The 20,430-nt window shown below is 44.5% G+C and carries 22 protein-coding genes; 4 read left to right on the top strand and 18 right to left on the bottom strand.

Going from position 1 to position 20,430, the window contains the following annotated elements; translation table 11 throughout:
• Positions 1 to 53: 53 nt before the first annotated feature.
• The 10 genes from NBH15_RS05720 to NBH15_RS05675 all read right to left on the bottom strand — a co-directional run bounded on the left by NBH15_RS05720 (position 54) and on the right by NBH15_RS05675 (position 9,722).
• Entirely contained in the window at positions 54 to 245 is a 192-nt protein-coding gene (locus tag NBH15_RS05720; RefSeq protein WP_250822170.1) for a hypothetical protein, read from the bottom strand.
• Positions 246 to 249: 4 nt separating this feature from the next.
• Positions 250 to 1,461 (bottom strand): relaxase, encoded by a 1,212-nt coding sequence (locus NBH15_RS05715; protein WP_120137104.1) that lies wholly within the window; start codon positions 1,459 to 1,461, stop codon positions 250 to 252.
• Positions 1,458 to 1,877: a plasmid mobilization protein gene (locus NBH15_RS05710; protein ID WP_120137103.1), complete on the bottom strand. Its 420-nt coding sequence runs from the start codon at positions 1,875 to 1,877 to the stop codon at positions 1,458 to 1,460. The genes NBH15_RS05715 and NBH15_RS05710 overlap by 4 nt, the downstream gene beginning before the upstream one ends.
• A gap of 313 nt (positions 1,878 to 2,190) precedes the next feature.
• The gene (locus NBH15_RS05705; protein WP_087375736.1) at positions 2,191 to 3,261 is read right to left on the bottom strand and encodes an AAA family ATPase; all 1,071 of its coding nucleotides are present in this window, start codon (positions 3,259 to 3,261) and stop codon (positions 2,191 to 2,193) included.
• A 2-nt stretch (positions 3,262 to 3,263) separates the two neighbouring features.
• Entirely contained in the window at positions 3,264 to 3,638 is a 375-nt protein-coding gene (locus NBH15_RS05700; RefSeq protein WP_250822167.1) for a helix-turn-helix domain-containing protein, read from the bottom strand.
• Between the two features lie 99 nt (positions 3,639 to 3,737).
• Positions 3,738 to 4,583 carry a hypothetical protein gene (locus NBH15_RS05695; protein WP_250822166.1) on the bottom strand — a complete coding sequence of 282 codons (846 nt, stop codon included), beginning with the start codon at positions 4,581 to 4,583 and terminating at the stop codon, positions 3,738 to 3,740.
• Between the two features lie 169 nt (positions 4,584 to 4,752).
• Complete coding sequence (locus tag NBH15_RS05690; RefSeq protein ID WP_039848331.1) at positions 4,753 to 5,868, bottom strand: tyrosine-type recombinase/integrase; 1,116 nt, start codon at positions 5,866 to 5,868, stop codon at positions 4,753 to 4,755.
• A 117-nt stretch (positions 5,869 to 5,985) separates the two neighbouring features.
• Positions 5,986 to 6,864 (bottom strand): helix-turn-helix domain-containing protein, encoded by an 879-nt coding sequence (locus tag NBH15_RS05685; RefSeq protein WP_120137100.1) that lies wholly within the window; start codon positions 6,862 to 6,864, stop codon positions 5,986 to 5,988.
• 270 nt (positions 6,865 to 7,134) lie between these two features.
• Positions 7,135 to 8,526 (bottom strand): tRNA uridine-5-carboxymethylaminomethyl(34) synthesis GTPase MnmE, encoded by a 1,392-nt coding sequence (mnmE, locus tag NBH15_RS05680; RefSeq protein ID WP_250822169.1) that lies wholly within the window; start codon positions 8,524 to 8,526, stop codon positions 7,135 to 7,137.
• 74 nt (positions 8,527 to 8,600) lie between these two features.
• Positions 8,601 to 9,722, bottom strand: coding sequence for a DUF362 domain-containing protein (locus NBH15_RS05675; RefSeq protein ID WP_007654032.1), 1,122 nt, complete (start codon positions 9,720 to 9,722; stop codon positions 8,601 to 8,603).
• 79 nt (positions 9,723 to 9,801) lie between these two features.
• On the opposite strand from NBH15_RS05675, the gene NBH15_RS05670 reads away from it, so the two are divergent.
• The gene (locus NBH15_RS05670; protein ID WP_128133662.1) at positions 9,802 to 10,986 is read left to right on the top strand and encodes an AAA family ATPase; all 1,185 of its coding nucleotides are present in this window, start codon (positions 9,802 to 9,804) and stop codon (positions 10,984 to 10,986) included.
• 26 nt (positions 10,987 to 11,012) lie between these two features.
• On the top strand, positions 11,013 to 11,759 hold the full coding sequence (locus tag NBH15_RS05665) for a nitroreductase family protein (protein WP_250822165.1): 747 nt from the start codon (positions 11,013 to 11,015) through the stop codon (positions 11,757 to 11,759).
• On the opposite strand, the gene rpiA is transcribed toward NBH15_RS05665, so the two are convergent.
• From rpiA to NBH15_RS05640, 5 genes are read right to left on the bottom strand one after another with little or no spacing between them, the layout of a single operon-like run.
• On the bottom strand, positions 11,749 to 12,444 hold the full coding sequence (gene rpiA / locus NBH15_RS05660) for a ribose 5-phosphate isomerase A (protein WP_250822164.1): 696 nt from the start codon (positions 12,442 to 12,444) through the stop codon (positions 11,749 to 11,751). The genes NBH15_RS05665 and rpiA overlap by 11 nt on opposite strands.
• A gap of 10 nt (positions 12,445 to 12,454) precedes the next feature.
• Entirely contained in the window at positions 12,455 to 13,324 is an 870-nt protein-coding gene (locus NBH15_RS05655) for a nucleoside phosphorylase (protein ID WP_250822163.1), read from the bottom strand.
• A gap of 4 nt (positions 13,325 to 13,328) precedes the next feature.
• Positions 13,329 to 14,324, bottom strand: coding sequence for a flotillin-like protein FloA (gene floA, locus NBH15_RS05650; protein ID WP_250822162.1), 996 nt, complete (start codon positions 14,322 to 14,324; stop codon positions 13,329 to 13,331).
• 10 nt (positions 14,325 to 14,334) lie between these two features.
• On the bottom strand, positions 14,335 to 14,823 hold the full coding sequence (locus NBH15_RS05645; RefSeq protein WP_007653913.1) for an NfeD family protein: 489 nt from the start codon (positions 14,821 to 14,823) through the stop codon (positions 14,335 to 14,337).
• Positions 14,824 to 14,839: 16 nt separating this feature from the next.
• The gene (locus NBH15_RS05640; RefSeq protein ID WP_250822161.1) at positions 14,840 to 16,279 is read right to left on the bottom strand and encodes a tetratricopeptide repeat protein; all 1,440 of its coding nucleotides are present in this window, start codon (positions 16,277 to 16,279) and stop codon (positions 14,840 to 14,842) included.
• Between the two features lie 108 nt (positions 16,280 to 16,387).
• Here NBH15_RS05640 and NBH15_RS05635 point away from each other — a divergent pair, with 108 nt between their 5' ends.
• Positions 16,388 to 17,134, top strand: coding sequence for a tRNA 2-thiocytidine biosynthesis TtcA family protein (locus tag NBH15_RS05635; protein ID WP_128133656.1), 747 nt, complete (start codon positions 16,388 to 16,390; stop codon positions 17,132 to 17,134).
• Positions 17,135 to 17,137: 3 nt separating this feature from the next.
• A complete protein-coding gene (locus NBH15_RS05630) occupies positions 17,138 to 17,509 on the top strand; it encodes a DMT family protein (protein ID WP_007653908.1) in 372 nt (123 codons plus the stop codon).
• Positions 17,510 to 18,022: 513 nt separating this feature from the next.
• Here NBH15_RS05630 and miaA read toward each other — a convergent pair.
• The 3 genes from miaA to lpxA all read right to left on the bottom strand — a co-directional run bounded on the left by miaA (position 18,023) and on the right by lpxA (position 20,419).
• On the bottom strand, positions 18,023 to 18,928 hold the full coding sequence (gene miaA / locus NBH15_RS05625) for a tRNA (adenosine(37)-N6)-dimethylallyltransferase MiaA (RefSeq protein ID WP_250822160.1): 906 nt from the start codon (positions 18,926 to 18,928) through the stop codon (positions 18,023 to 18,025).
• A 3-nt stretch (positions 18,929 to 18,931) separates the two neighbouring features.
• The gene (locus NBH15_RS05620; protein ID WP_128133654.1) at positions 18,932 to 19,492 is read right to left on the bottom strand and encodes an IS1096 element passenger TnpR family protein; all 561 of its coding nucleotides are present in this window, start codon (positions 19,490 to 19,492) and stop codon (positions 18,932 to 18,934) included.
• 141 nt (positions 19,493 to 19,633) lie between these two features.
• Entirely contained in the window at positions 19,634 to 20,419 is a 786-nt protein-coding gene (gene lpxA / locus NBH15_RS05615) for an acyl-ACP--UDP-N-acetylglucosamine O-acyltransferase (protein WP_007653902.1), read from the bottom strand.
• Positions 20,420 to 20,430: the final 11 nt, after the last annotated feature.

The following is a 20,430-nucleotide window of genomic DNA, read 5'->3' as shown; positions in this document are numbered from 1 at the left end:
GTACACTCGGCAATCCGTTTTGAACTCAAAGGAGACAGTCTCAGAAAAAATCATTAACTTTGTCGCATCAAAAGTGTCCCAGCCTCCTCCGGCGCACTGTCCCAGTCACCTCCGGTTTTTCCAGCAAGTTCTTGCACATTGATATCGAGTAAGCGGTTTTCTTCCTCCAGATATTCATTCTTTGGAGTAGCTTTTATGGTTTCTGTTTCACTCATTTCTGCGGAAAAATCAAATTTCTTTTTCATGGGCTTATCGTTTTAATCCTGTTTTCGGTTTCTTCCCTAACGAACGACCGGCAACACGAGCGCATCTGTGAGCCCATTGCAAATCGTCTTCGTCCTTGTCTCTCCACGGAAGGTCGCTTTGTGAGCCTCCACCACCTCCACCGGTTGTTACGTTGGGGGTATCTATCAGTCCGACAAATATAGCTACAGCCATATCGGTAAGTTCCTGACAGTTGGCAATAAACCTGTAATCAAATTCGTCATTGAAACAGTCAAGTACTTTTTCCGGAATATAGAATCGATGTTCCTTGCCTTCATAAGTAAAGACATAAGGAATGATATTCTGATGGTCTGGGCGATATTGGGTATAGTCAATAGGATCAACCTTATGTGTCGCTACCTGTTGAACGGTTTGGGAAGTATTATTTCTAATGACGGAAGTTGGCTGATGGTGCAGTTTCTTCCATGTTGCAGGAAGTTTCGAGACCATCAGGTTCCTGCCGACTCCCAATTCTGAAGCCTTGTATTTGGTGTTTCCATTCATGAGGGCATATCCACGAAGAATACCTTTCTTGTCCTCTCTTTCATGGACGGTATAACCTTTCCGTATAAGAGCATTCTTGTATTCATCCCATGACCACGATAGCATTGCTTTCAACACCTCCATACAGTCCCGGTTCACTTGTGGAATGTTGCGATTTCGGATTTGCGCCGCAGTTGTCCACCCTCGTTTCTTTGCCACTCGCTCGGCAGCACGTTGCGCACGAAGATGAATGTTGTGGTCGTTGTTGATATTGCCGTCTTCATCCAAACGGCAAACCGCAGCATGAAGGTGGGGGACTTCGCCTTTGGACTCTGTATGAAGCCAAACTGAGTATTTGCTACCCGCCAAATTGGTCGGACAGGAACGGACTTTTCCGTTCTTGCCGATAATCACTTGTTTGTCGAATTCCTCGGCGAATTCCTGCCAAAGTTTTTGCCAATCTTCGATGTCATAGAATTGGGTATGTTCGGGCGATGGGCTCAATTCGATTCTGATTACAGAATTCTTTATAGGCCGATATTGGGATAGGGTCAACTGCATGGAGTTCCATATCCCCATAGCGTCCGGTTCTGAGGTCAACAGATTGTCCAATACCCGATAGATTTTTTCCGGATGCTTCTTATGCTGTGATTCGCCGGTAATGTAACGGAGGTCGTTTATGCCGTGCGATATGGCTTTGGCTTTCGCAATCATTCTTCTTCGGATTTAGGGTTGGACGGAATTTTGTTCTTCTCTTTTACAGCATTTAGGAACTGGCAGATATTTTCAGCCACATTGCCTAATTCTTTCAGCCAGCCCACCATAAACGGAATCTGATTGAACATTGCCATGCGCTGCTTTGTGGACATTCCGTGTAGGGCGGAGGTGTATTTTACGAGGTCTGACCGACAATCGTCCAGATTCTGTAACAGTACCGCTTCTTCTTTCGTGAGCCTTGCTTTTGGCTTGAAGTTATACGCACGTGATAATATGTAGTCACTTACAGTCATGCCGCATTGTCCGGCCAGTGATTTTATATGCTCCTTCTGAGTAAGAGTGACTTTAGCTCCGATAAAGACACTTCTGGTTTCTTTCGAGGAGTCCGATGTATTTTCAATATCTTCTTTCATTTGAATCGTTTTATAATGGTTGAATAGGTGCGAGCTTGCGAGTACCGCACCGGCGAGGGAACTGAGCAGGCGAGAGCGCCAATGTACAACCGTAACGCAGTGAGGTTATACCTTGGCATATCTCGCAACAGTTACCTGTTGATGCTTCACGGCAAGCCATATCGGTTGCGTATAGTGAACTGGCACTCGGATAGGAAACATAGGATGATACTAGCCTCTAAAAGAGGGGAGAATATGAATATCTCACATGATGTCTTCCTCCGACTTTGCTTTATTCTTATATATACGCCCCAACAATAAAGTAAAGTTGAACTCAATAATGGTATTCTGGATTGAAGGCATAATCTTTCCCTTCTTTTATAACCATTTGTTTGTCGCTGAGCAATGTTGCGACCTTTACCGCCTTGTTATAACCGAGTTTTATACCCTGTAATCCGTAACCCTCTTTCAAGCGTTCTATATAATCATCGTAATTGTTGATGTTGCCATTGGCAAAAACGGCATCCAATGCTGGACGATGTACATTCTTTGGAATCTCCTTGTCCGGATCGAACGGTCCTTTGGTTGGTCGTCCGGTCTTCTTCTCTTTTGGCAGATAGGACTCTACTGGTTCGGGCATGGCTTCCTCGTTTATGCGGAAGGCGAAAGGCTCAAACTCACGGTCACGGATATGGACGGCTTCGACCACGCTTACAGTCTTGTCCTCTTTGTCCACTTCGACCTGCATGATGGTTTCTGCTTTGTTGTTGAGTTCCGTGCCGATGTGACCACGGGCATGTTCATCATTCTTGTTCTGATGCAAGACGGTATGGATATGGATTTGCCTGTCATCCGTCCACTGCATGAATTTGGAGATGATGTCGGTGGATTCGCTGGAGGAATTGATGTCGTAAAGGAAATCACGAATGCCATCTATGATGACCAATCCCAAATCCGGTATTATGCCAATGGCCTGTTCGACTATCGCCAGACGTAGTTTAGGGGAAAACTTGCGCAGAGCCAGCATAATCAGATTATCCGGATTCTTGTATTCCGGCAAGTCGGCCAAACGTAAGATGCGCTTCAATACCTGCTGGCAATGATACCGCCCCTGCTCTGTGTCTATGTATAGAATCTTCCGCTTATTTTCGGGAAATGTAGACCGATAATGAAGAACGGTGCTGCCACTCAATGCCGATGCGACAATGGCTGAAACGTTGAACGTTTTCTTGCTTTTGGCTTTCCCGATGGAAGCACTGAAGTTTCCCAATGTTCCGATAACAGTATCGTCCACCATCAGAACCACCGGGGAGTGTTCGTATGTACTTGTTACGCTTATTGTAGACTCCGCCATGTAAGCGGCCAATTCTTCCGGAGAAAGAATAATAGTGTCTGTCTTTTCCATCACTACCAGCTTTTAGGGTTTGGTTTACGGCGATGAGAGGAGAGCATGGACTCATTCTCGTCCTCGAAACTTTGCGGAGCCGGATTTTTCCGGGAAGATTCCAGCCATCTATCCAGTTCGTCTCGGTAGATGTAGAGATGCTTTCCTTGTTTTATAACCGGAATATCGTCATTCTTGACCTTGTAATAAAAGGTCGACAACGGCATTTTAAGATAGTTGCAAGCCTCCTGTACGGTCATGGGGACGTGCGTGTTCTCTTTGGTTTCGTACTGCTTGTAAAGTTTCTCCGTAAGCAGGTTTTCCATACTTGCGATTCTGTCGCATAGTTCGCCTACCACAGTCGGCAGGTCGTTGAATGTCAGTTGGTCTTTTTCCATATTGTAACTCTTTTAATCGTTCAACATGCTGCGAACCAACTCAATGAAACCTTGCAGAACAATACAGACCGGATTAATTATTTCGTCTGCAAACTTTTTTTATTGCGAGTCATCATTATCTGCATCTAAATGGAAGCGATAGTCGCCTTTATCTGGTATATCAATGGGAATCTGGCTTGAGACATTATCCCGTAAATTAAGTTTAAGATATTCAAGGGTTGCGTTTGCAAGTTCGTATGGAAATGATTTCTTGATAAAAACGGCTCTTTTCGCTAAGGGCACTCCCAAGCGTTCACCGACATTCCATGCTAAATGGCGAAGTCCCGGTGACCTCAGCGGATTGTCTATATTGGAACGAATCGGTTTATATGACTCAGGTTGGTCGTAAGCCATATACTCTATATTGGAAATGAGGGTGGCAATATCCTCTTTGGAGAGATAGGGGGCAGTCTTGACGGTTACATATTCCCGAATCGCATCCATAATTTCCGCTTGCCTTTCAATCTCTTTCTTTTTGAGTTCCACCAATATGGAATCATATTTATTCAAATGAGAATCTTGCGGACAATCAGAGTTTACAGTATCTTGATTCGACTGTTGGGACGGAGGACATTTCTGTTCAAGCAAATCCATCGGTTGCTCGATGGGCAGTGTTTTAGTAGCATCCGTAGATTCTATGGCGTTCTCTGATTTTACAATAGGGGTATATGGTTCGCCCAAAGAGAAGTTGATAGGATTTTTTGTCAGCCAGTTATAGAAAAATTTGTGCAGGAGTCCGCACAATATGATAGCTATTACCAGTCCAAGGATGACTGGAGTCGTTATACGCATGATATTGATGTCATGGCAAAGGAAAAGATAAGTATCTATGGCCGCATAAATGATAACGGACAGTGCGAGGATAAAACTTATCTTTTTAGTCTGAATTTGTTTTTTATTCGTCATGGTCTGCAAGTATTTGGAATCGTTTTGCGCTAAAGATATAATCGATATTCCAGATAGTTGCAATAAAGAGACTGATAGTTACCACGTATCATGCTAAATATCACGGTCAGAGTATGATTTTAGGTGAAAAATCATACTCTGACCGCAGAAATCGAGGACAAAGCAGCTGTCAGTCTTGCCGTGTCAGGGTAATTTTCTTGCTGGCTTCACGTTTGTTGGCATCCACGACTTTGATATACCTTTGAGTGGTGGTGATACTCTTGTGCGCCATAATGCTCTGTATGGTGCGGATGTCCGTCCCGGCAGCTGCTTGTAGCGTCGCAAATGTTCTACGATACGAGTGAAATGTTATGTTCTTGGTAATTCCGGCAGAACGAATCCATTCTTTCATCGGTATTTGCGTCCAACTGCGCATAAGCCCCTTGAATACAAAACCTTTCTTTTCAGAATTATAGCCAATCAATCCCAAAGCTTCTTCACTAATGGGAATGATGTCTTCCGCCTTGTTCTTTTGTGTAATGATGTGTACGCATTTCCCACCGGCAGAATAGTCCACGATGTCTTCCCAACATAGTGAGAGAATGTCACTGATGCGCAAGCTGGTCATACAGGAAAACAGCGATGCCGTTTTCAGAATAGGTTTCTTGCAAGGTGTCTCAGCCAATTTGTACAATTCCTCAACTGACAGGGCCTCTTTCATTACATCTTCTGTCTCTATCTTTTCCAAGAAATCATTGACATTGGTCTTTATCATCCCATTACGATAGAGTATTTTCAGGAAACCTCTGAAAGTAGACCAGTATCCTGATGCGGAGTTCCGTGTGATACGTCCGTTACGCCTTAGCTTCTTGGCACTCAGCAGATATTCCCGAAACTTGTTACAGAGGTCGATGTCAATCTCTTCAAAGGTGCATTTACCATGTACGAAGTTACTGAAATGCAGATAGACAAACTCCCATTTCTGGTCATGCTTACGGAGCTGCTTGCGATAATACTCCAGAAAGTCTGCCTTGAGTTTGTACTTGTCAAAGAAGTCATACCGTTCATTGACTACCGACTCGAACCTGCGGCAACGGATGGCTTCGGCTTTCTCGGTCATTACCTCGTTGAAATTCTGTTCACGTTTGTTTCTCGGATTGGCATAGATATAAATACCAAGCGATTCATGACGGATAACTTTCATTGTCTCTTTGTCTCGATACCCCGGATAATAATCCAGATAGAAAGACATCATCCTGCCTTTTAGCGGACGTGTCCTTAATGTCACGGTCTTGCATTCATGCATAATGTTATATTTTTATGGTTATTATTAATTCGTCGGCGAAACTCTATAATGTAATCATGCAGATTACCTACAGCAGGGATTAATTTTTGAATAATTTACGGATAGTCATAAATTAGACTATTTGCGGACACCCATTACCCGGTCAAACTCCACTTTCAGGAATCTGACGAACCGTCCGTTCTTCTCACGGTTGATCTGATGGAATTGCAGAATACCGTAAACCGAATCACGAGAGAGCTTGAATTTCTCCATTGCCTCCTTGACGGTATAGTATTCCGCCTTGCTCTCCTGTTCGGAACTCTTCGAGAGGTCGAAGTGGAGCTTGGAGTAGAATATCTGCCCATGCTCCTTCTTGGATGGAATGTTGTTCCGATACACCTGCGAACGGATGGCGACACGTGTCATGCCGTACTTCTCTTGAATCTCTTCCGGTGTGTACCATTCAGTAAGGTCGGAATCCACCTCGTATTTGGCAAAGGCGGCATCGATATGTTTCTTGCTGTAATAGTTGAACTGGCGGATTCTCACTTTCGGCACTTTATGTTGCCTTGTGTAAGTCCACACCCATTTAGCGTTGACTTTGTATTTTTCTGCAATCTCTTCGGCTGTGTAATACTCAGAGATGTCGAAGTCCTCTTTGGGCACGACACGCTCGTAAGGTTTGGTTTTCATCATCAGTTCAATGTCAGCACGGCGGATGAGTGACTTCTTGCCGCTGATGCGTGAAGCCCGAAGTTTGGATTCCTTTACCAATTTATATATGTACTGTCTGGTTACGCCCATTAACTTTGCTGCTTGGGCAAAAGAGAAGAAATCCTGCCCCTCGGCGGCTTGTCGAGGTTGCAATAATTCTTGCGACCGTTTCAACTGTCGCTTACGTTCCCGGATGCGCTCCTTGTAGCCAAGATTGGAACACTGATGGCTACAATAACAGGTCGTTGTTTTTTGAGCTATGAATGGCTTTCCGCACCATTGACAAATCTTTCTTACTTCCATATTTTCTCGTTTATATTGGCGGTAATTTCGCCTTATTTCTCCCGATTTTTGTCAACACATGTAAACCACTGTCAACACACGTCAACTAATGCGTCACTGTGACATTCGGGTTAACCGTGAATTTCTGTCGTGGTAGAAATATGATAGAAAAATATGGATAAAAACCGTTATCTCCAAATACGGATTGGAAACCGTTAAAATAGAAAAGTCGCTGAAATACAGCGACTTTATTCTAAATGGTTATGGTTGCTTATGGCTATTTCCAAGCCATCACTTTCCGATGCAAAACTTCCCGAAAATATTCCCCAATATCTCATCATTACTAATCTGTCCCGTAATCTCCCCCAGATAATGCATGCATTCCCTGATATCCTGGCTTAGGAAGTCTCCGGAGATATTCATTTCTAGTCCGTTGATTACACGGAGGATGGCTTCGTGGGCTTTTGTTAGGGCTTCGTAGTGGCGAATGTTTGTGACGATGACGTCGTTTTGGGATACTTCGGGTAAAGCGGCGGCCTGGATCAGATGCTGCTTGAGTACTTCGGTATTTTCCTGTCGTTTGGCGGAAATATATATACGGTCAGCAAGTATATTGCAGAGCAATTGCTGCTTGATCTTTAGCTCGTCAGACGAAAGCAAGTCGGATTTGTTGAAAACAAGGATCACCTTTTTGTCTTCTGCTTTAGGGATAATCACTTTAGCCAGTTCTTCAATCTGTTCCGCCGGAGTGTTCAGGTCGATCACCCAAAGAACAATGGATGCCTGGCGGAGCTTTTGAAAAGTACGTTCGATACCAAGGCTTTCAATGGTATCGTTGGTTTCGCGGATTCCGGCCGTGTCGATAAAGCGGAAAGTCACTCCCGAGAGATTGATTGTATCTTCTATCACATCGCGGGTTGTTCCGTGGATATCGGAAACGATGGCACGTTCCTCACCGACGAGTAAATTGAGCAAGGTTGATTTACCTGCGTTTGTCTCTCCGATAATAGCAACCGGAATACCGTTTTTGATGGCGTTTCCGACACTGAATGAATCAGCCAGTTTGCGGATCAGTTGTTCGATGCCAGTTGCCAGTTGCTTCAGATTGATGCGGTCGGCGAACTCGACGTCTTCTTCGCTGAAATCAAGCTCCAGCTCGATCAATGAAGTGAAATCGAGTAGTTGACTGCGTAGTTTGGTCAATTCATTACTGAAACCGCCGCGCATCTGGTTTATAGCCAGTTTGTGCATACCGGCTGATGTGGATGCGATCAGGTCGGCTACAGCTTCTGCCTGGCTCAGGTCCATCTTTCCGTTCAGGAAAGCACGTTGTGTATATTCTCCGGGAAGTGCAGAGCGGCATCCCTTTTCAATCAGTAGCTGAAGGATCTGTTGCTGGATATAAACCGAACCGTGACAAGTAATCTCGACAGTGTCTTCTCCTGTAAATGAATGAGGGGCGCGGAAAAGGGCGATAAGTACATCGTCGATCAACTCTTCCCCGCGGCGGATACTACCGTAGCGTAAGGTATAGGCTTTTTGGTTCTGAAGATTCTTTCCCTCTATCTTAGGAGTGAAGATTGTGTCACAAATTGTTATAGCCTCAGTGCCGGATACACGGATAACAGCTACGCCTCCGGCTCCGGGGGCTGTCGATATGGCACAGATTGTTTCTTGATTAATCATATATTAGTTGACAGTTGACAGTTGACAGTTGACAGAGATACCAGTGACAAAACTGTCAACTGTCAGCTAAGTTATACGGTTATTAGTTCATATTCCTGAGTTCCCAGTCCGATTTTTTCGGCATGTTCCAGTCCGGCCTGCCAGTTGGTTTCCGGGTGCATGATGTGGAATTTGTCGCATCCTTCCAAATGGTCGTGATGAGGCGAGTCCGAAAGGCGGTTACCAGTCTCCAGGATCGGAGCGTTGATGACTATATCGGCACAGGCTTTATCCAAAGCAACCGGGTCGAATGATGCGGCGATACCCAAGTCGGGAACGATAGCGGCATCATTATGATTCCAGCAATCGCATTCGGGAGAGACATTCATGATAAAACTGATATGGAAATTCGGTTTATCGAGTAGTACCGCTTTTGAATATTCGGCAATTTTATAGTTGAGTCGCTCCGATGTATCTCCATCACCCATGACCGCTGCGTCATATTGGCAAAGGGCAACACACTGGCCGCAACCGACACATTTCTCATAGTCGATTGTTGCTATTTTGCTGCCATCCAGGTGAATGGCGTCATGAGCGCAGTGTTTTACACAGATATTACAACTTTTACAGTTTTCGCGGGCTACGATCGGTTGGGAGGCTGAATGTAATTCCAGCTTACCTCCGACACTGGCGCAACCCATGCCCAGGTTTTTCAAAGCACCGCCGAAGCCAGTCTGTTCATGTCCTTTGAAGTGGTTCATGGTCAGTACAATATCTGCATCGACAATGGCAGCTCCGATCTTTGGAGCTTTGCAATATTCACCGTTTATTTCTATTTCGCGGTAATCCGTTCCTTTCAGTCCGTCTGCGATAATCACTTCACATTTGGCTGAGATAGGGTTGAAACCATTTTCCATGGCGCTCTCCAGATGATCTACGGCATTCGAGCGGCGGCCGGAATATAATGTGTTACAATCTGTAAGAAAGGGTTTTGCTCCTAATGAACGAAGCAAAGTCGCCATGCGGGCAGCATAATTGGGGCGGATGTAAGCCAGGTTCCCCGGTTCTCCGAAATGAATCTTAATTGCTACAAACTGATTCTTAAAATCAATGTTTGTAATACCGGCGCGCTTAACAAGACGCTCCATTTTATCCAGCAAGTTACTGGATGGAGTTGTGCGAAGATTGGTAAAGTAAACTTTTGATTTGTCCATTCTCTTATTGGTTTTTGTCATGCAAATTTACATGTTTATTTATCATAATGTATTACATTTGTATCAAATAGTTTAGTTTATGGACATATACCAAGTAAACCATCAGCAATTACTGAAGGGGATAAGATGCAATTTTCAGCGATATCTTTATAAACAGATACAGTGGGATGATCGTCTGATTGGAATTTTTGGCTCGCAAGGTGTCGGGAAAACAACCTTGCTGCTGCAACGGATAAAACAGGCTTTCGATGATTCGGATAAAGCCTTGTATTTGAATCTGGACAGCATTCTTTTTCAACGGGAGAAAATGGTCAACGTGGCTATGCAGTTCTATAAGGAGGGAGGTACACACCTGTTTTTGGACAGCGTGCATCGTTATGCCGATTGGATGACTGAGACCAGGAAGTTGTTGGATCGTTGTCCGAATCTGAATATTGTTTTTGCTTCTTCTTCGTTACTTCCGGTTTCAAAGGTGAAGAAAGGATTTAAGAACCAAGTGTCTTGTTATACATTGGCTACCATGTCGTTCAGGGAATACCTTTCGTATGAATGTGTCTTGGATTTGCCTCCGGTTTCTCTGGATGATTTGCTGGAAAACCATGTGGAAATATCGAGGAATGTGAACGACCAGATTGTCGTAGCCCCTATCTTCCGTAACTATCTGGAACATGGTTGTTATCCGTTTTATTGGGATGATCCGGATGCTTTTCCATTTCGTTTGCAAGATCGGGTGAGAGAGATGGTCGATGTTGATCTGCCGCCTCTTTATCCGTTGGAATATCGAGAATTGAAGGATATTAAAAGGTTAATGATGTCTATTTCCGGCCAGATACCCGATGTGGCTGACGTTGCCGACTTGGCTACTCAGTTGAAGTTGGAGCGGACAGATGTCAAGCGGTATTTTGATTATCTGACGGATGCGGTTTGCATAAGATATTACCAGTCTAAAAAGCAGACTCAGAGTCGTCTTCAAAAAACTTATATAGGTAATACCAATTTATTGATGGCTTTCGAAGAGGATGTGAATGACCGTGTGGTATTGGGAGAGACTTTCTTTGTCGACCAGTTATCGAATTTTGCAACGGTTGAGTTGTTTGAGAATAATGACTTTCTGATAAACGACAAATATATTTTCATGGTTGGCGATCCGTTGATGGATTATGATCGGATCAAAGAGTTGGATAATGCTTTTGCTGCTATCTACGGTCAACCCAAAAGTCAGAACAACAAACTCCCGATCTGGTTGTTGGGACTTTGTTATTGATGGACTTCTTATAATAAAGTATAGATATGACAGATATAATGAAAAATCGTAGGACTATCCGTAAATATACAGAGCAGGATATTCCCGAAGAGTTGTTGAATGAATTGCTGGAAGTGGCAGCCCGTGCTTCCAATACCGGTAATATGCAGTTATACAGTGTGGTTGTTACCCGTGACCAGTCCAATAAGGGGAAACTGGCTCCGGCTCATTTTAATCAGCCAATGATTACGATGGCTCCGGTTGTGTTGACTTTCTGTGCCGATGCCAACCGTTTTGTGAAATGGGCGGAACAACGGAAAGCGGAAGCTGGGTTTGATAATTTGCAGACTTTCATTGCTTCTACAATTGATGCGATGCTGTTTGCACAGGCTTTCTGTGATGCAGCTGAAGAGAAAGGTTTGGGTATCTGCTATTTGGGAACGACTGCCTATAATGCCGATAAAATTATCGAAGCGTTGTCTTTACCCCGCCTCGTTGTACCTATCGTTACTGTAACTGTCGGTTATCCGGCTATGCCGTTGCCGGAACAGGTGGAACGACTCCCTTTGGCTGCCGTGGTTCATCAGGAGACTTATGTAGATTATACTCCGGATATGATAGACGAATTATATGGTGAAAAGGAAGCACTGGAAGTCAATAAACAGTTTGTGAAGGAGAACAATAAGGAAACATTGGCACAGGTGTTTACCGATGTTCGTTATACGAAAAAGAATAATGAGTATTTCTCCGAAGTACTGTTGAAGGTTTTAAAAGATCAGGGATTTATGAAATGATCTTTACCTCATAATGCATAAAAAGTCCGCTTTCTATCACACCAGTGATGGACTTGATTGCATTCTCCAGATTGTCGGGTATATTGTTGAACCATACATCGAGTATCAGATTCCCGTTTTCGGTGATTATCGGACCGTCCTTGCCTTGTGCCATCCGGAGTTTTATGTCGAGCGGACTTAATGACCGGAGAGCCTGGTCTGCATGTATCAATGCATCCGGAAAGATTTCTACCGGAACGGGAAAACGTGAACCCAGCTTCGAAACCATTTTGGAAGGATCAGCTATAATGAAGGTTTGTGGGCTGGAACTAATTAATAGTTTTTCTTTGAACATGGCACCGCCACGTCCTTTGATCATATTATGATTGGGATCGATTTCGTCCGCCCCGTCAAAAGTCCAGTTCGGTTTGTGTTCAAGCAGGCTTGTCAGGGGAATACCGAGTTTGGCGCAAGCCATCTTTATCTCCTGGGAAGTAGGAATGGCATGGATATGTAACTGTTCGGTCCAGATACGGTCGGCTATTTTCAATAATGCCAGATAAGCCGTTGAGCCTGAACCTACGCCGATAATGTCGCCGTCTTTTACCATAGAGGCGATCTTGTCGGCTATTTTTTGTTTTTCTTCCCGGTTGGAAATCTCTTTACCCCATTCCAACGAATCGATGATTGTTTTCTCCCAGTCCATAATGTGTTGATCAGATGCGTTCCAATACTGTTTCAATCAATCCGGTTAATGAACCTTTATAATTGGTGTTCATGTTCTTGTCTACCCGGCCGGCAATGATGCAGCAAACTGTCATGGCGCGATGTCCCATCAGGGCGGCAAGACCGGCAAGCGAAGAACTTTCCATCTCGAAGTTCGTGATTTGCCTTCCATTATAATTGAATGCTTCAATCTTTTCATTCAATTTGGGGTCGGCGAGAGGCAGACGGAGTTCACGGCCCTGCGGTCCATAAAATCCGTTTGCAGCTATTGTCACGCCACGGATAATATCGTTTCCGGTGATTTGTTCGATCAGGGAATGATCGGCAGGTACAACATAAGGAGAAAGGCCGGACAGTTTCCAGTCCAATTGTTCCTTCAAGGCAGTCTCAAAAGCTATATCCCTGACACGTTCGGTATTTGCATAGAAGTAAATGACACCGTCGAAACCGATAGATTTTTCAGCAGCAACATACGTGCCGACAGGTACAAACGGTTGCAGACCTCCCGATGTCCCGACACGAACCAAAGTCAATTGTTTGAATGCCGGTTTTACGGTACGGGTGGAGAAGTCGATATTAGCCAGTGCATCCAGTTCGTTCAGTACAATATCTATATTGTCCGTTCCGATGCCGTGGGATACAACTGTGATACGCTTTCCTTTATAGGTACCTGTTATGGAGTGAAACTCCCGGCTGGATACTTCGCATTCTTGTGTGTCGAAGTAAGAGGCAACGGTTGATACCCGGTCGGGGTCGCCTACCAGGACTACTCTGTCTGCCAGCTGCTCCGGCTTAAGATGCAGATGGAATACGCTTCCATCTGCATTTATAATTAATTCGGATTCGGGAATTACTCTCATCTGATTAGTCTTTAAGCGGTTTTGAAGGAGCACTGGTCGGTTTGGCTATTGCTTCACGCATAGATGTATCGGCATCAATGTTCTTCATCTTATAATAATCCATGATACCCATGTTTCCGGAGCGGAAGGCTTCTGCCATTGCTTTCGGAACTTCTGCCTCTGCTTCGATCACTTTGGCGCGGGCTTCCTGAGCTTTTGCTTTCATTTCCTGTTCTAAGGCAACAGCCATTGCACGGCGTTCTTCGGCTTTAGCCTGGGCGATGTTCTTATCGGCCTGTGCCTGGTCCATCTGAAGGAATGCACCGATGTTCTTACCTATGTCGATATCCGCAATATCGATGGACAGGATTTCAAAAGCCGTACCGGCATCAAGGCCCTTGCGGAGTACCAGCTTGGAGATTGAATCCGGGTTTTCCAATACTGTTTTATGGCTTTCGGACGAACCGATGGATGATACGATACCTTCACCGACACGGGCAAGGATGGTCTCTTCACCGGCACCACCGACCAACTGTTTGATGCTGGCACGAACGGTTACACGGGCTTTGGCAATCAGCTGGATACCATCTTTCGCAACGGCAGTTACAGGAGGAGTATCGATCACTTTTGGGTTAACCGACATCTGAACGGCTTCGAACACGTCACGGCCTGCCAGGTCGATAGCGGTTGCCATCTGGAAAGGCAGGTCTATATTTGCTTTGGAGGCAGATACCAGTGCATGAACCACTTTCTCAACATGTCCGCCTGCCAGATAGTGTGCTTCCAGTTCATCACGGGTCAGCGACTTCAGACCGGCTTTGTGTGCTTCGATCATGGCACGGGCGATAACATAAGGAGGTACATTACGGATACGCATCAAAAACAGCTGTATCAGCGAGATGTTTACACCCGATACTTTGGCCGAGATCCATAGCAGGAACGGCACATAGTAAAAGAAAATTGCCAGCAGCAATACCGCTGCACCCAGTAGGATAAAAGGCAAATAGTTCAATTCTTCCATATAAATTTAATTAAGCGTGAATATCTGTTTGTTCTTTTCTCTTAACCAATACGTTATAACCGTCGACACGCAGTACTTCGACCGGCGTGTTTTCGTCTATCAATTCATCCATCGACTTCGCCTCGACGGTGATGCCCTTGATACGTGCTTTGCCGATGGGGGCAAGGCGTGAAAGGGTGATACCTTCGTCACCCGGTTCGATGCCCAGGTCACGGCTTGAAGTCAGTTTGGAGTCGACATCCGTTTTCAGGGCGACCTTGTTGAATGACCGGGCACGTAATAACCATACAAATGAGGCGGCAAAGGCTGTTAACGACAGGAACAATGTGATATGTCCGGCCGTTTCACCTACCGTATAGGCATAAATGACGCCTGATGCCGCGAAAAGAAATCCTCCGACACCGGCAATTGTTATTCCCGGCAAAAGGAATATTTCCAGCAGGATAAGCACGATGGCTACCAGCATTAAAAAGACAATAATGGTTATTTCCCAAATCATAATAGTCGCGGTTGAATTATCTGTTACTTTTTAAATAGTTTATCTCCGTATTACGAGCTTTCTTCTCCAACTCTTCAGGCTGGTCGAGCAGACTGTTCAATTGCTCTTCCGCTTCAAGAATTGCCGGTTTCAACTGTTCCTTCTTTGCACTGTTCCCGGAAGAATAGGAGGCTCTGAGGTCGGCCAGTTTATCATTCAGTTCTTTTATCTGTTTGTTCAGTGAAACAACTTTTCCATAGTAACTCTTTGCTTCCGGACTTTTGATATCGTCCAGTTTATAGTAAACCAGGCTGTTGTTTATCACGAACTCGAAATCTTTTTCGATTTTCGCTTCCCCGTAAGGTATTTCTTTATGGGCCAGTTCGACCAGATTGCTGTAGTCGCTTCCCGGTTTCCATGAGTCCTGAATGGAAGTGATGGCGGCACGGGCACGTTTCATTTCGATATCTTCACTTTCCACGCGGCTGTGTTCATTGTTCGGGATGAACAGGTAAACGCATACTTTATCTTCGGGCTGGAAGCGGTCTGAAACGAACCACCCCAACTCCTTGGTCTCATCATACACCATCATATAATCATTGAACGGTGAGTTGAAAGGCATGCTTAACTGCTCCGGTGCCAGATAAGTATCGGAATTGATGTTGTAGCGTGTAACGAACAGGTCGTATCCACCTAATGAACCGTTTCCTTTGGAGGCATAGTAGATGGTGACTCCGTCAGACAAAACGAAAGGATAATTATCGTCGTTATTGCTGTTGATATTCATCGGCAACTGTTTTTCATCCCCCCATTTATCCATCAATCTGGACTGGGTGAAAAGACAGTATCGGTCGTTGTCTGTTGCATGGGCATAATAAATCTTGTCGCCTTTCTGGTTCATATAAACCGTTGAGGATACAGGTTCATTTGTCTGGAAGAAATCTTTGAAAGATGTCAATGTGCCGCTTTCTTCGCTCAGTGTATAAGCTGCCAGAAAATCATCTTTGTCGACAACGATGCTGTCTATAATCTGTACATCTTCCGTTTTTTCCATCATCCGGTGGGCGTTCTCAGCCAGGCTGAGTTTTTCTTCGAATGCTTGTGTGTCCTGTTTCTTTTTAGTCAGCAGGTCGATGTACTCTTCCATCATTTCCGCCGCTTCATCAAAACGGTAGGTCTGATAATAAACATCCGACAGATAGCGATAAGCGTCCTGAACTTTGCGCTTGACTGCCACTTTCAGATGTTTCTCGGCACCGGCCAGATCTCCAGTCTCGTAACAACACACACCATACCAATGATTATAGGACGAGTTACTAGGAGCTTGTTTCACCAGTTTTTCGAAAGCAGGTTTAGCTTCAGCGTATTGCCCTTCGTTGTATAGTTTTTTGGCCTGGTCCAGGCTTTGTGCCTGCAGGCTGCAGCAAAGAAATGTAATTCCAATTGTGTAAAACAGTTTTTTAGATAACCGGCTCATTGTCTCTTGTTATGATATAATTATACTGATTCAAAGATAATAATATTTTTAGTTAAGCGTACAATTCATTGGATAAATATCTATTTTTGTGCCCGATTTAGAGTAGATATGGCAAAGCTGACAGCAGAAGAACTCCTGTTCCGGAAAATAGAAGAGAAAGTGAAGAGGGCAATTTTCGAATATAGCCTGATCGCAAATGGCGACCGCATCCTGATCGGATTGTCGGGCGGAAAGGATTCGCTTGCCCTTGTCGACCTGCTGGGACGCCGTTCAAAAATCTATAATCCCCGCTTTGAAGTGGTCGTGGCGCATGTGGTGATGACGAATATTCCTTATTGCTCGGATGCGGAGTATCTGAAAAGCTGTGCCGATGAACACGGATTGCCGTTTATTATTCATGAAACGAGTTTCGACGCTTCTACCGATACACGTAAGTCTCCTTGTTTTCTTTGTTCCTGGACACGGCGAAAGGCCTTGTTTGATATAGCCAAGAAGCATAATTGCAATAAGATCGCCCTGGGGCATCATCAGGATGATATTATCGAAACATTACTGATGAATATAACCCATCAGGGAGCTTTCGGGACTATGCCTCCGCGGTTGAAGATGGATAAGTTCGATATGGAGATCATCCGTCCGATGTGCCTGGTTGAAGAAAAAGAACTGGTCCGTATTGCCGAATGGAAAGGGTATCGTAAACAAATAAAGAACTGTCCGTATGAGTCCGGTTCCAGCCGTTCGGATATGAAAGAAGTCCTGGCCCGGCTCGAAGCTATAAATCCGGAAGCACGTTACAGCATCTGGAACAGTATGTCGAATGTACAACAGGATTATCTTCCTCAAAAAAATAGATAAGTTATGCAGGGTTTTTATACTATTCTGTTATTGGTCGTATCAAATATTTTTATGACATGTGCCTGGTACGGCCACCTGAAGATGAAACAGCAGTTCAGTTGGTTCGAACATTTGCCGTTGATCGGTGTAATCTTATTCAGTTGGTTTCTCGCTTTCTTCGAGTATTGTTTTCAGGTACCGGCAAACCGTATGGGATTCAGGGAGAATGGCGGACCGTTCAATCTGATACAATTGAAAGTAATACAGGAGGTTATTACGCTTGTTGTATTCGTGGCTTTCAGTGCGATCGCCTTTAAAGGAGAATCGTTTAAATGGAATCATGCGCTGGCTTGCTTACTGTTGGTTGCTGCTGTCTATTTGGTGTTTAAGAAATAATTGGCATCAGTGAAGGGCGTTCGTTTTTAGTCTATGATGGTTGTTGCTGTTAATTATCTTTATCTATCATGCAACGATCATATTTACATTGTTTTAACTAAACTATCGTTCCTATATCTATTAAAAAGCCTCTACCTTAAAGTCTTTTTTGCCGAAATATATAGACTTATTTCATCGAAACAACTATTTATTGTTGTCAGGATGCCCGTTTTATCCTGTTTGACACCCGGATGTTGACGATGCTCAGACCCGGGTGTTGGCAACCTTGAGACCCGGGTCTCGAACAACATAAGTAATTACTTCCTTGAAAATAAACAATATACTTCAACAAAAAAAGAAGCTTACACTGGGCTTTTGGATAAGGCTATGATAGTTGCCTGATAGTTATATGATAGTTAATAATAACAACTGTCATAGGGTAATAGTCTTGCAGTTAGTGTCTTATGATTTTAAATGATAGTATGATAGTTGGTTTGATAAATCGTTTGAAGAGGGCATTCCATCCTCAACATGCTATTGGTTTTTTATTATTCCATCCAGATACCGTAATATTTCTGTTTCTTCGTCCGGATGAAACCATTTGATCTCTTCATCCCGCTTAAACCAGGTCATTTGTTTGCGGGCATAGACACGGGAGTTGCGCCGTATTTTCTCTACGGCCAGGTCGAGCGGCCATTCTCCGTCGAAATAGTTGAACAGTTCTTTATAGCCGACCGTATTGAGGGAGTTCAGGTGGCGGAAAGGGTAGACTTTACGCGCTTCTTCCAGCAGGCCGTCAACCATCATCTGGTCGACACGGCGGTTGATACGGTCGCATAATTCTTCGCGGTCGCGTGTCAGTCCCACTTTAATGATTTTGAAAGGGCGTTCTTTCTTTATATTGGTGCGGAAAGAAGAATAAGGCTTTCCCGTCATCCGGCATATCTCGACGGCATGGATTACCCGTTTGTAGTTCATCCGGTCTACTTCTTCATAATGGACAGGGTCGGATTCTTTTAACTCCTGTAGGATATTTTCCAGTCCTTCACGCTCGAACTGAGCGTAAATAGCCTTACGTATATCGGGGGTGACGGTTGGAATATCATCAATGCCTTTACATACAGCATCGATGTACATCATGGAACCGCCTGTCATTACAACGGTTGGAGTTGTGCGGTGGAGTGTTTCCAGGAGGGAGATTACGTCTTCTTCAAAGTTACTGGCACTGTAATAATCGGTCAGGTCCAGTGTCCCGACCATATAATGTTTTACTCTTGCCATTTGTTCGGCGGTGGGGGCTGCCGTTCCGATAGGAAGGTCTTTATAGAGCTGACGGGAGTCGGAGGAAATAATAGGCGAACCGAAATGTTCTGCTACGCGCAAACTCAGTTCGGTCTTTCCGACTCCTGTCGGCCCGAGTAATATGACAAGAGAATTCATCAATTAAAAACGCTCGTCGTCGTACGGGTTTTCCATCGGTACGTCGCCTAAGCCTTCGAAACCGCCTTTGTCCAGTTCGTCGATGTCGTATTCCGAGTCACCGTAAAAGTCTTCGCCGATCTCTGTGCTTCCGTTTTTGGTTTCGAACTGTTCAAAGTCTACTGTTTGAGCAGGTGCAATACCAATAGATTTGCTGACGATTGCTTTGTCGAGATCTTTGCCCGGCTCTATTTCGCGGAGTTCCATGAAGAAAGCACGTTCGGTCATATAGTCGAAAACGAACATAAGTTTCTGGTGTTCGTCTTCAAGCAATTCTTCCAGACGAGTTTCAGCCATTATATAGTTATCCACTTCCGAAGTGGTGTCCATTTCTACTAATGTAATTTCCGTATTTTTGCTCCAATCGTCGTCACAAATAAAGAAAGAGCACATCTGATCTTTCGTGTAGCCAACCGACTCAAGGATGGCGTCGTGCAGATCAAGGAAAGTTGCTTCCGCATCAATCTTGATTTCGCGTTTGAAGTCATCTACTTCATCTGATAGAATGAGGAATCTAAATACCATAGTCTTTTTAGTTTTTTGTTGGTTCAAAAGTAGTAAAATAAAAATAATGTGCCAATAAAATAATATGCCAATATGCCAAGAAAAATACTATCTGTTGATATTTTCATTGGCGTATTGGCATATTGCCTGATTGGCAGATTATTATTCGTCGATCGAACCTCTTACGATACCGCGTTCGGAAGTCTTGATAAAGTTGAGTATCAGGTCTCTTTCTTCGCTGGCTTCGTATTCGGTTTCGATAGCCTTGATGGCTTCCGTATTATTCAGACCACGGGTATATAACGTACGGTAGATATCCTGTATCAGGAATACCTGCTGGTTGGTGAACCCACGGCGGCGTAATCCTACGATATTGATGCCACAGTAAACAATCGGGTCGCGGCCGATCAACGTATAAGGCGGAATATCTTTACCGATACGGGAACCGCCCTGTACCATCACGTGTTTCGATATGCGGGTAAACTGGTGGACCAGGCTGCCGCCGCTGACAATAGCAAAATCGTCAATCTCCACTTCTCCGGCTATCTGGGATGCGTTCCCGAGGATAATATGATCTTTCAGTACGCAATCGTGTGCGATATGGGAATATGCCATAATCAGGCAATCGCTTCCGACTATGGTCTTTCCCTTTGATGCTGTTCCCCGGTTGATAGTGACACACTCGCGGATCGTCGTATTTTTTCCGATTTCAGCGGTGGTCTGCTCTCCTTTGAACTTGAGATCTTGTGGAATACCGGCAATTACAGCTCCCGGGAAGATGGAACAGTTGTCTCCGATCCTTGCCCCGTCGAGAATGACTGCATGTGAATAAATATGACAATTGTCGCCTATTACTACATCCTTTTCAATCACTGCAAAAGGATCTATCGTTACATTCTGGCCGATCTTTGCTTCGGGATGAACGACTGCTAAAGGGGATTGATTCATTGCCTTCTTCT

This window comes from Parabacteroides caeci (genome assembly GCF_023656795.1).
GTDB lineage: Bacteria > Bacteroidota > Bacteroidia > Bacteroidales > Tannerellaceae > Parabacteroides > Parabacteroides segnis.
This window is presented reverse-complemented; position numbering and strand designations above follow the sequence as displayed.

Bases quoted from the DNA above. Each gene is read 5' to 3' on its own strand.
- NBH15_RS05665 (WP_250822165.1), top strand. From the start codon at position 11,013: ATGACAGATATAATGAAAAATCGTAGGACTATCCGTAAATATACAGAG.
- NBH15_RS05670 (WP_128133662.1), top strand. From the start codon at position 9,802: ATGGACATATACCAAGTAAACCATCAGCAATTACTGAAGGGGATAAGA.
- NBH15_RS05720 (WP_250822170.1), bottom strand. From the start codon at position 245: ATGAAAAAGAAATTTGATTTTTCCGCAGAAATGAGTGAAACAGAAACC.
- lpxA (WP_007653902.1), bottom strand. From the start codon at position 20,419: ATGAATCAATCCCCTTTAGCAGTCGTTCATCCCGAAGCAAAGATCGGC.
- NBH15_RS05700 (WP_250822167.1), bottom strand. From the start codon at position 3,638: ATGGAAAAAGACCAACTGACATTCAACGACCTGCCGACTGTGGTAGGC.
- NBH15_RS05710 (WP_120137103.1), bottom strand. From the start codon at position 1,877: ATGAAAGAAGATATTGAAAATACATCGGACTCCTCGAAAGAAACCAGA.
- floA (WP_250822162.1), bottom strand. From the start codon at position 14,324: ATGGAAGAATTGAACTATTTGCCTTTTATCCTACTGGGTGCAGCGGTA.
- miaA (WP_250822160.1), bottom strand. From the start codon at position 18,928: ATGAATTCTCTTGTCATATTACTCGGGCCGACAGGAGTCGGAAAGACC.
- rpiA (WP_250822164.1), bottom strand. From the start codon at position 12,444: ATGGACTGGGAGAAAACAATCATCGATTCGTTGGAATGGGGTAAAGAG.
- NBH15_RS05630 (WP_007653908.1), top strand. From the start codon at position 17,138: ATGCAGGGTTTTTATACTATTCTGTTATTGGTCGTATCAAATATTTTT.
- NBH15_RS05685 (WP_120137100.1), bottom strand. From the start codon at position 6,864: ATGGAAGTAAGAAAGATTTGTCAATGGTGCGGAAAGCCATTCATAGCT.
- NBH15_RS05655 (WP_250822163.1), bottom strand. From the start codon at position 13,324: ATGAGAGTAATTCCCGAATCCGAATTAATTATAAATGCAGATGGAAGC.
- NBH15_RS05695 (WP_250822166.1), bottom strand. From the start codon at position 4,583: ATGACGAATAAAAAACAAATTCAGACTAAAAAGATAAGTTTTATCCTC.
- NBH15_RS05645 (WP_007653913.1), bottom strand. From the start codon at position 14,823: ATGATTTGGGAAATAACCATTATTGTCTTTTTAATGCTGGTAGCCATC.
- NBH15_RS05690 (WP_039848331.1), bottom strand. From the start codon at position 5,868: ATGCATGAATGCAAGACCGTGACATTAAGGACACGTCCGCTAAAAGGC.
- NBH15_RS05705 (WP_087375736.1), bottom strand. From the start codon at position 3,261: ATGGAAAAGACAGACACTATTATTCTTTCTCCGGAAGAATTGGCCGCT.
- NBH15_RS05715 (WP_120137104.1), bottom strand. From the start codon at position 1,461: ATGATTGCGAAAGCCAAAGCCATATCGCACGGCATAAACGACCTCCGT.
- NBH15_RS05640 (WP_250822161.1), bottom strand. From the start codon at position 16,279: ATGAGCCGGTTATCTAAAAAACTGTTTTACACAATTGGAATTACATTT.
- NBH15_RS05635 (WP_128133656.1), top strand. From the start codon at position 16,388: ATGGCAAAGCTGACAGCAGAAGAACTCCTGTTCCGGAAAATAGAAGAG.
- NBH15_RS05620 (WP_128133654.1), bottom strand. From the start codon at position 19,492: ATGGTATTTAGATTCCTCATTCTATCAGATGAAGTAGATGACTTCAAA.
- NBH15_RS05675 (WP_007654032.1), bottom strand. From the start codon at position 9,722: ATGGACAAATCAAAAGTTTACTTTACCAATCTTCGCACAACTCCATCC.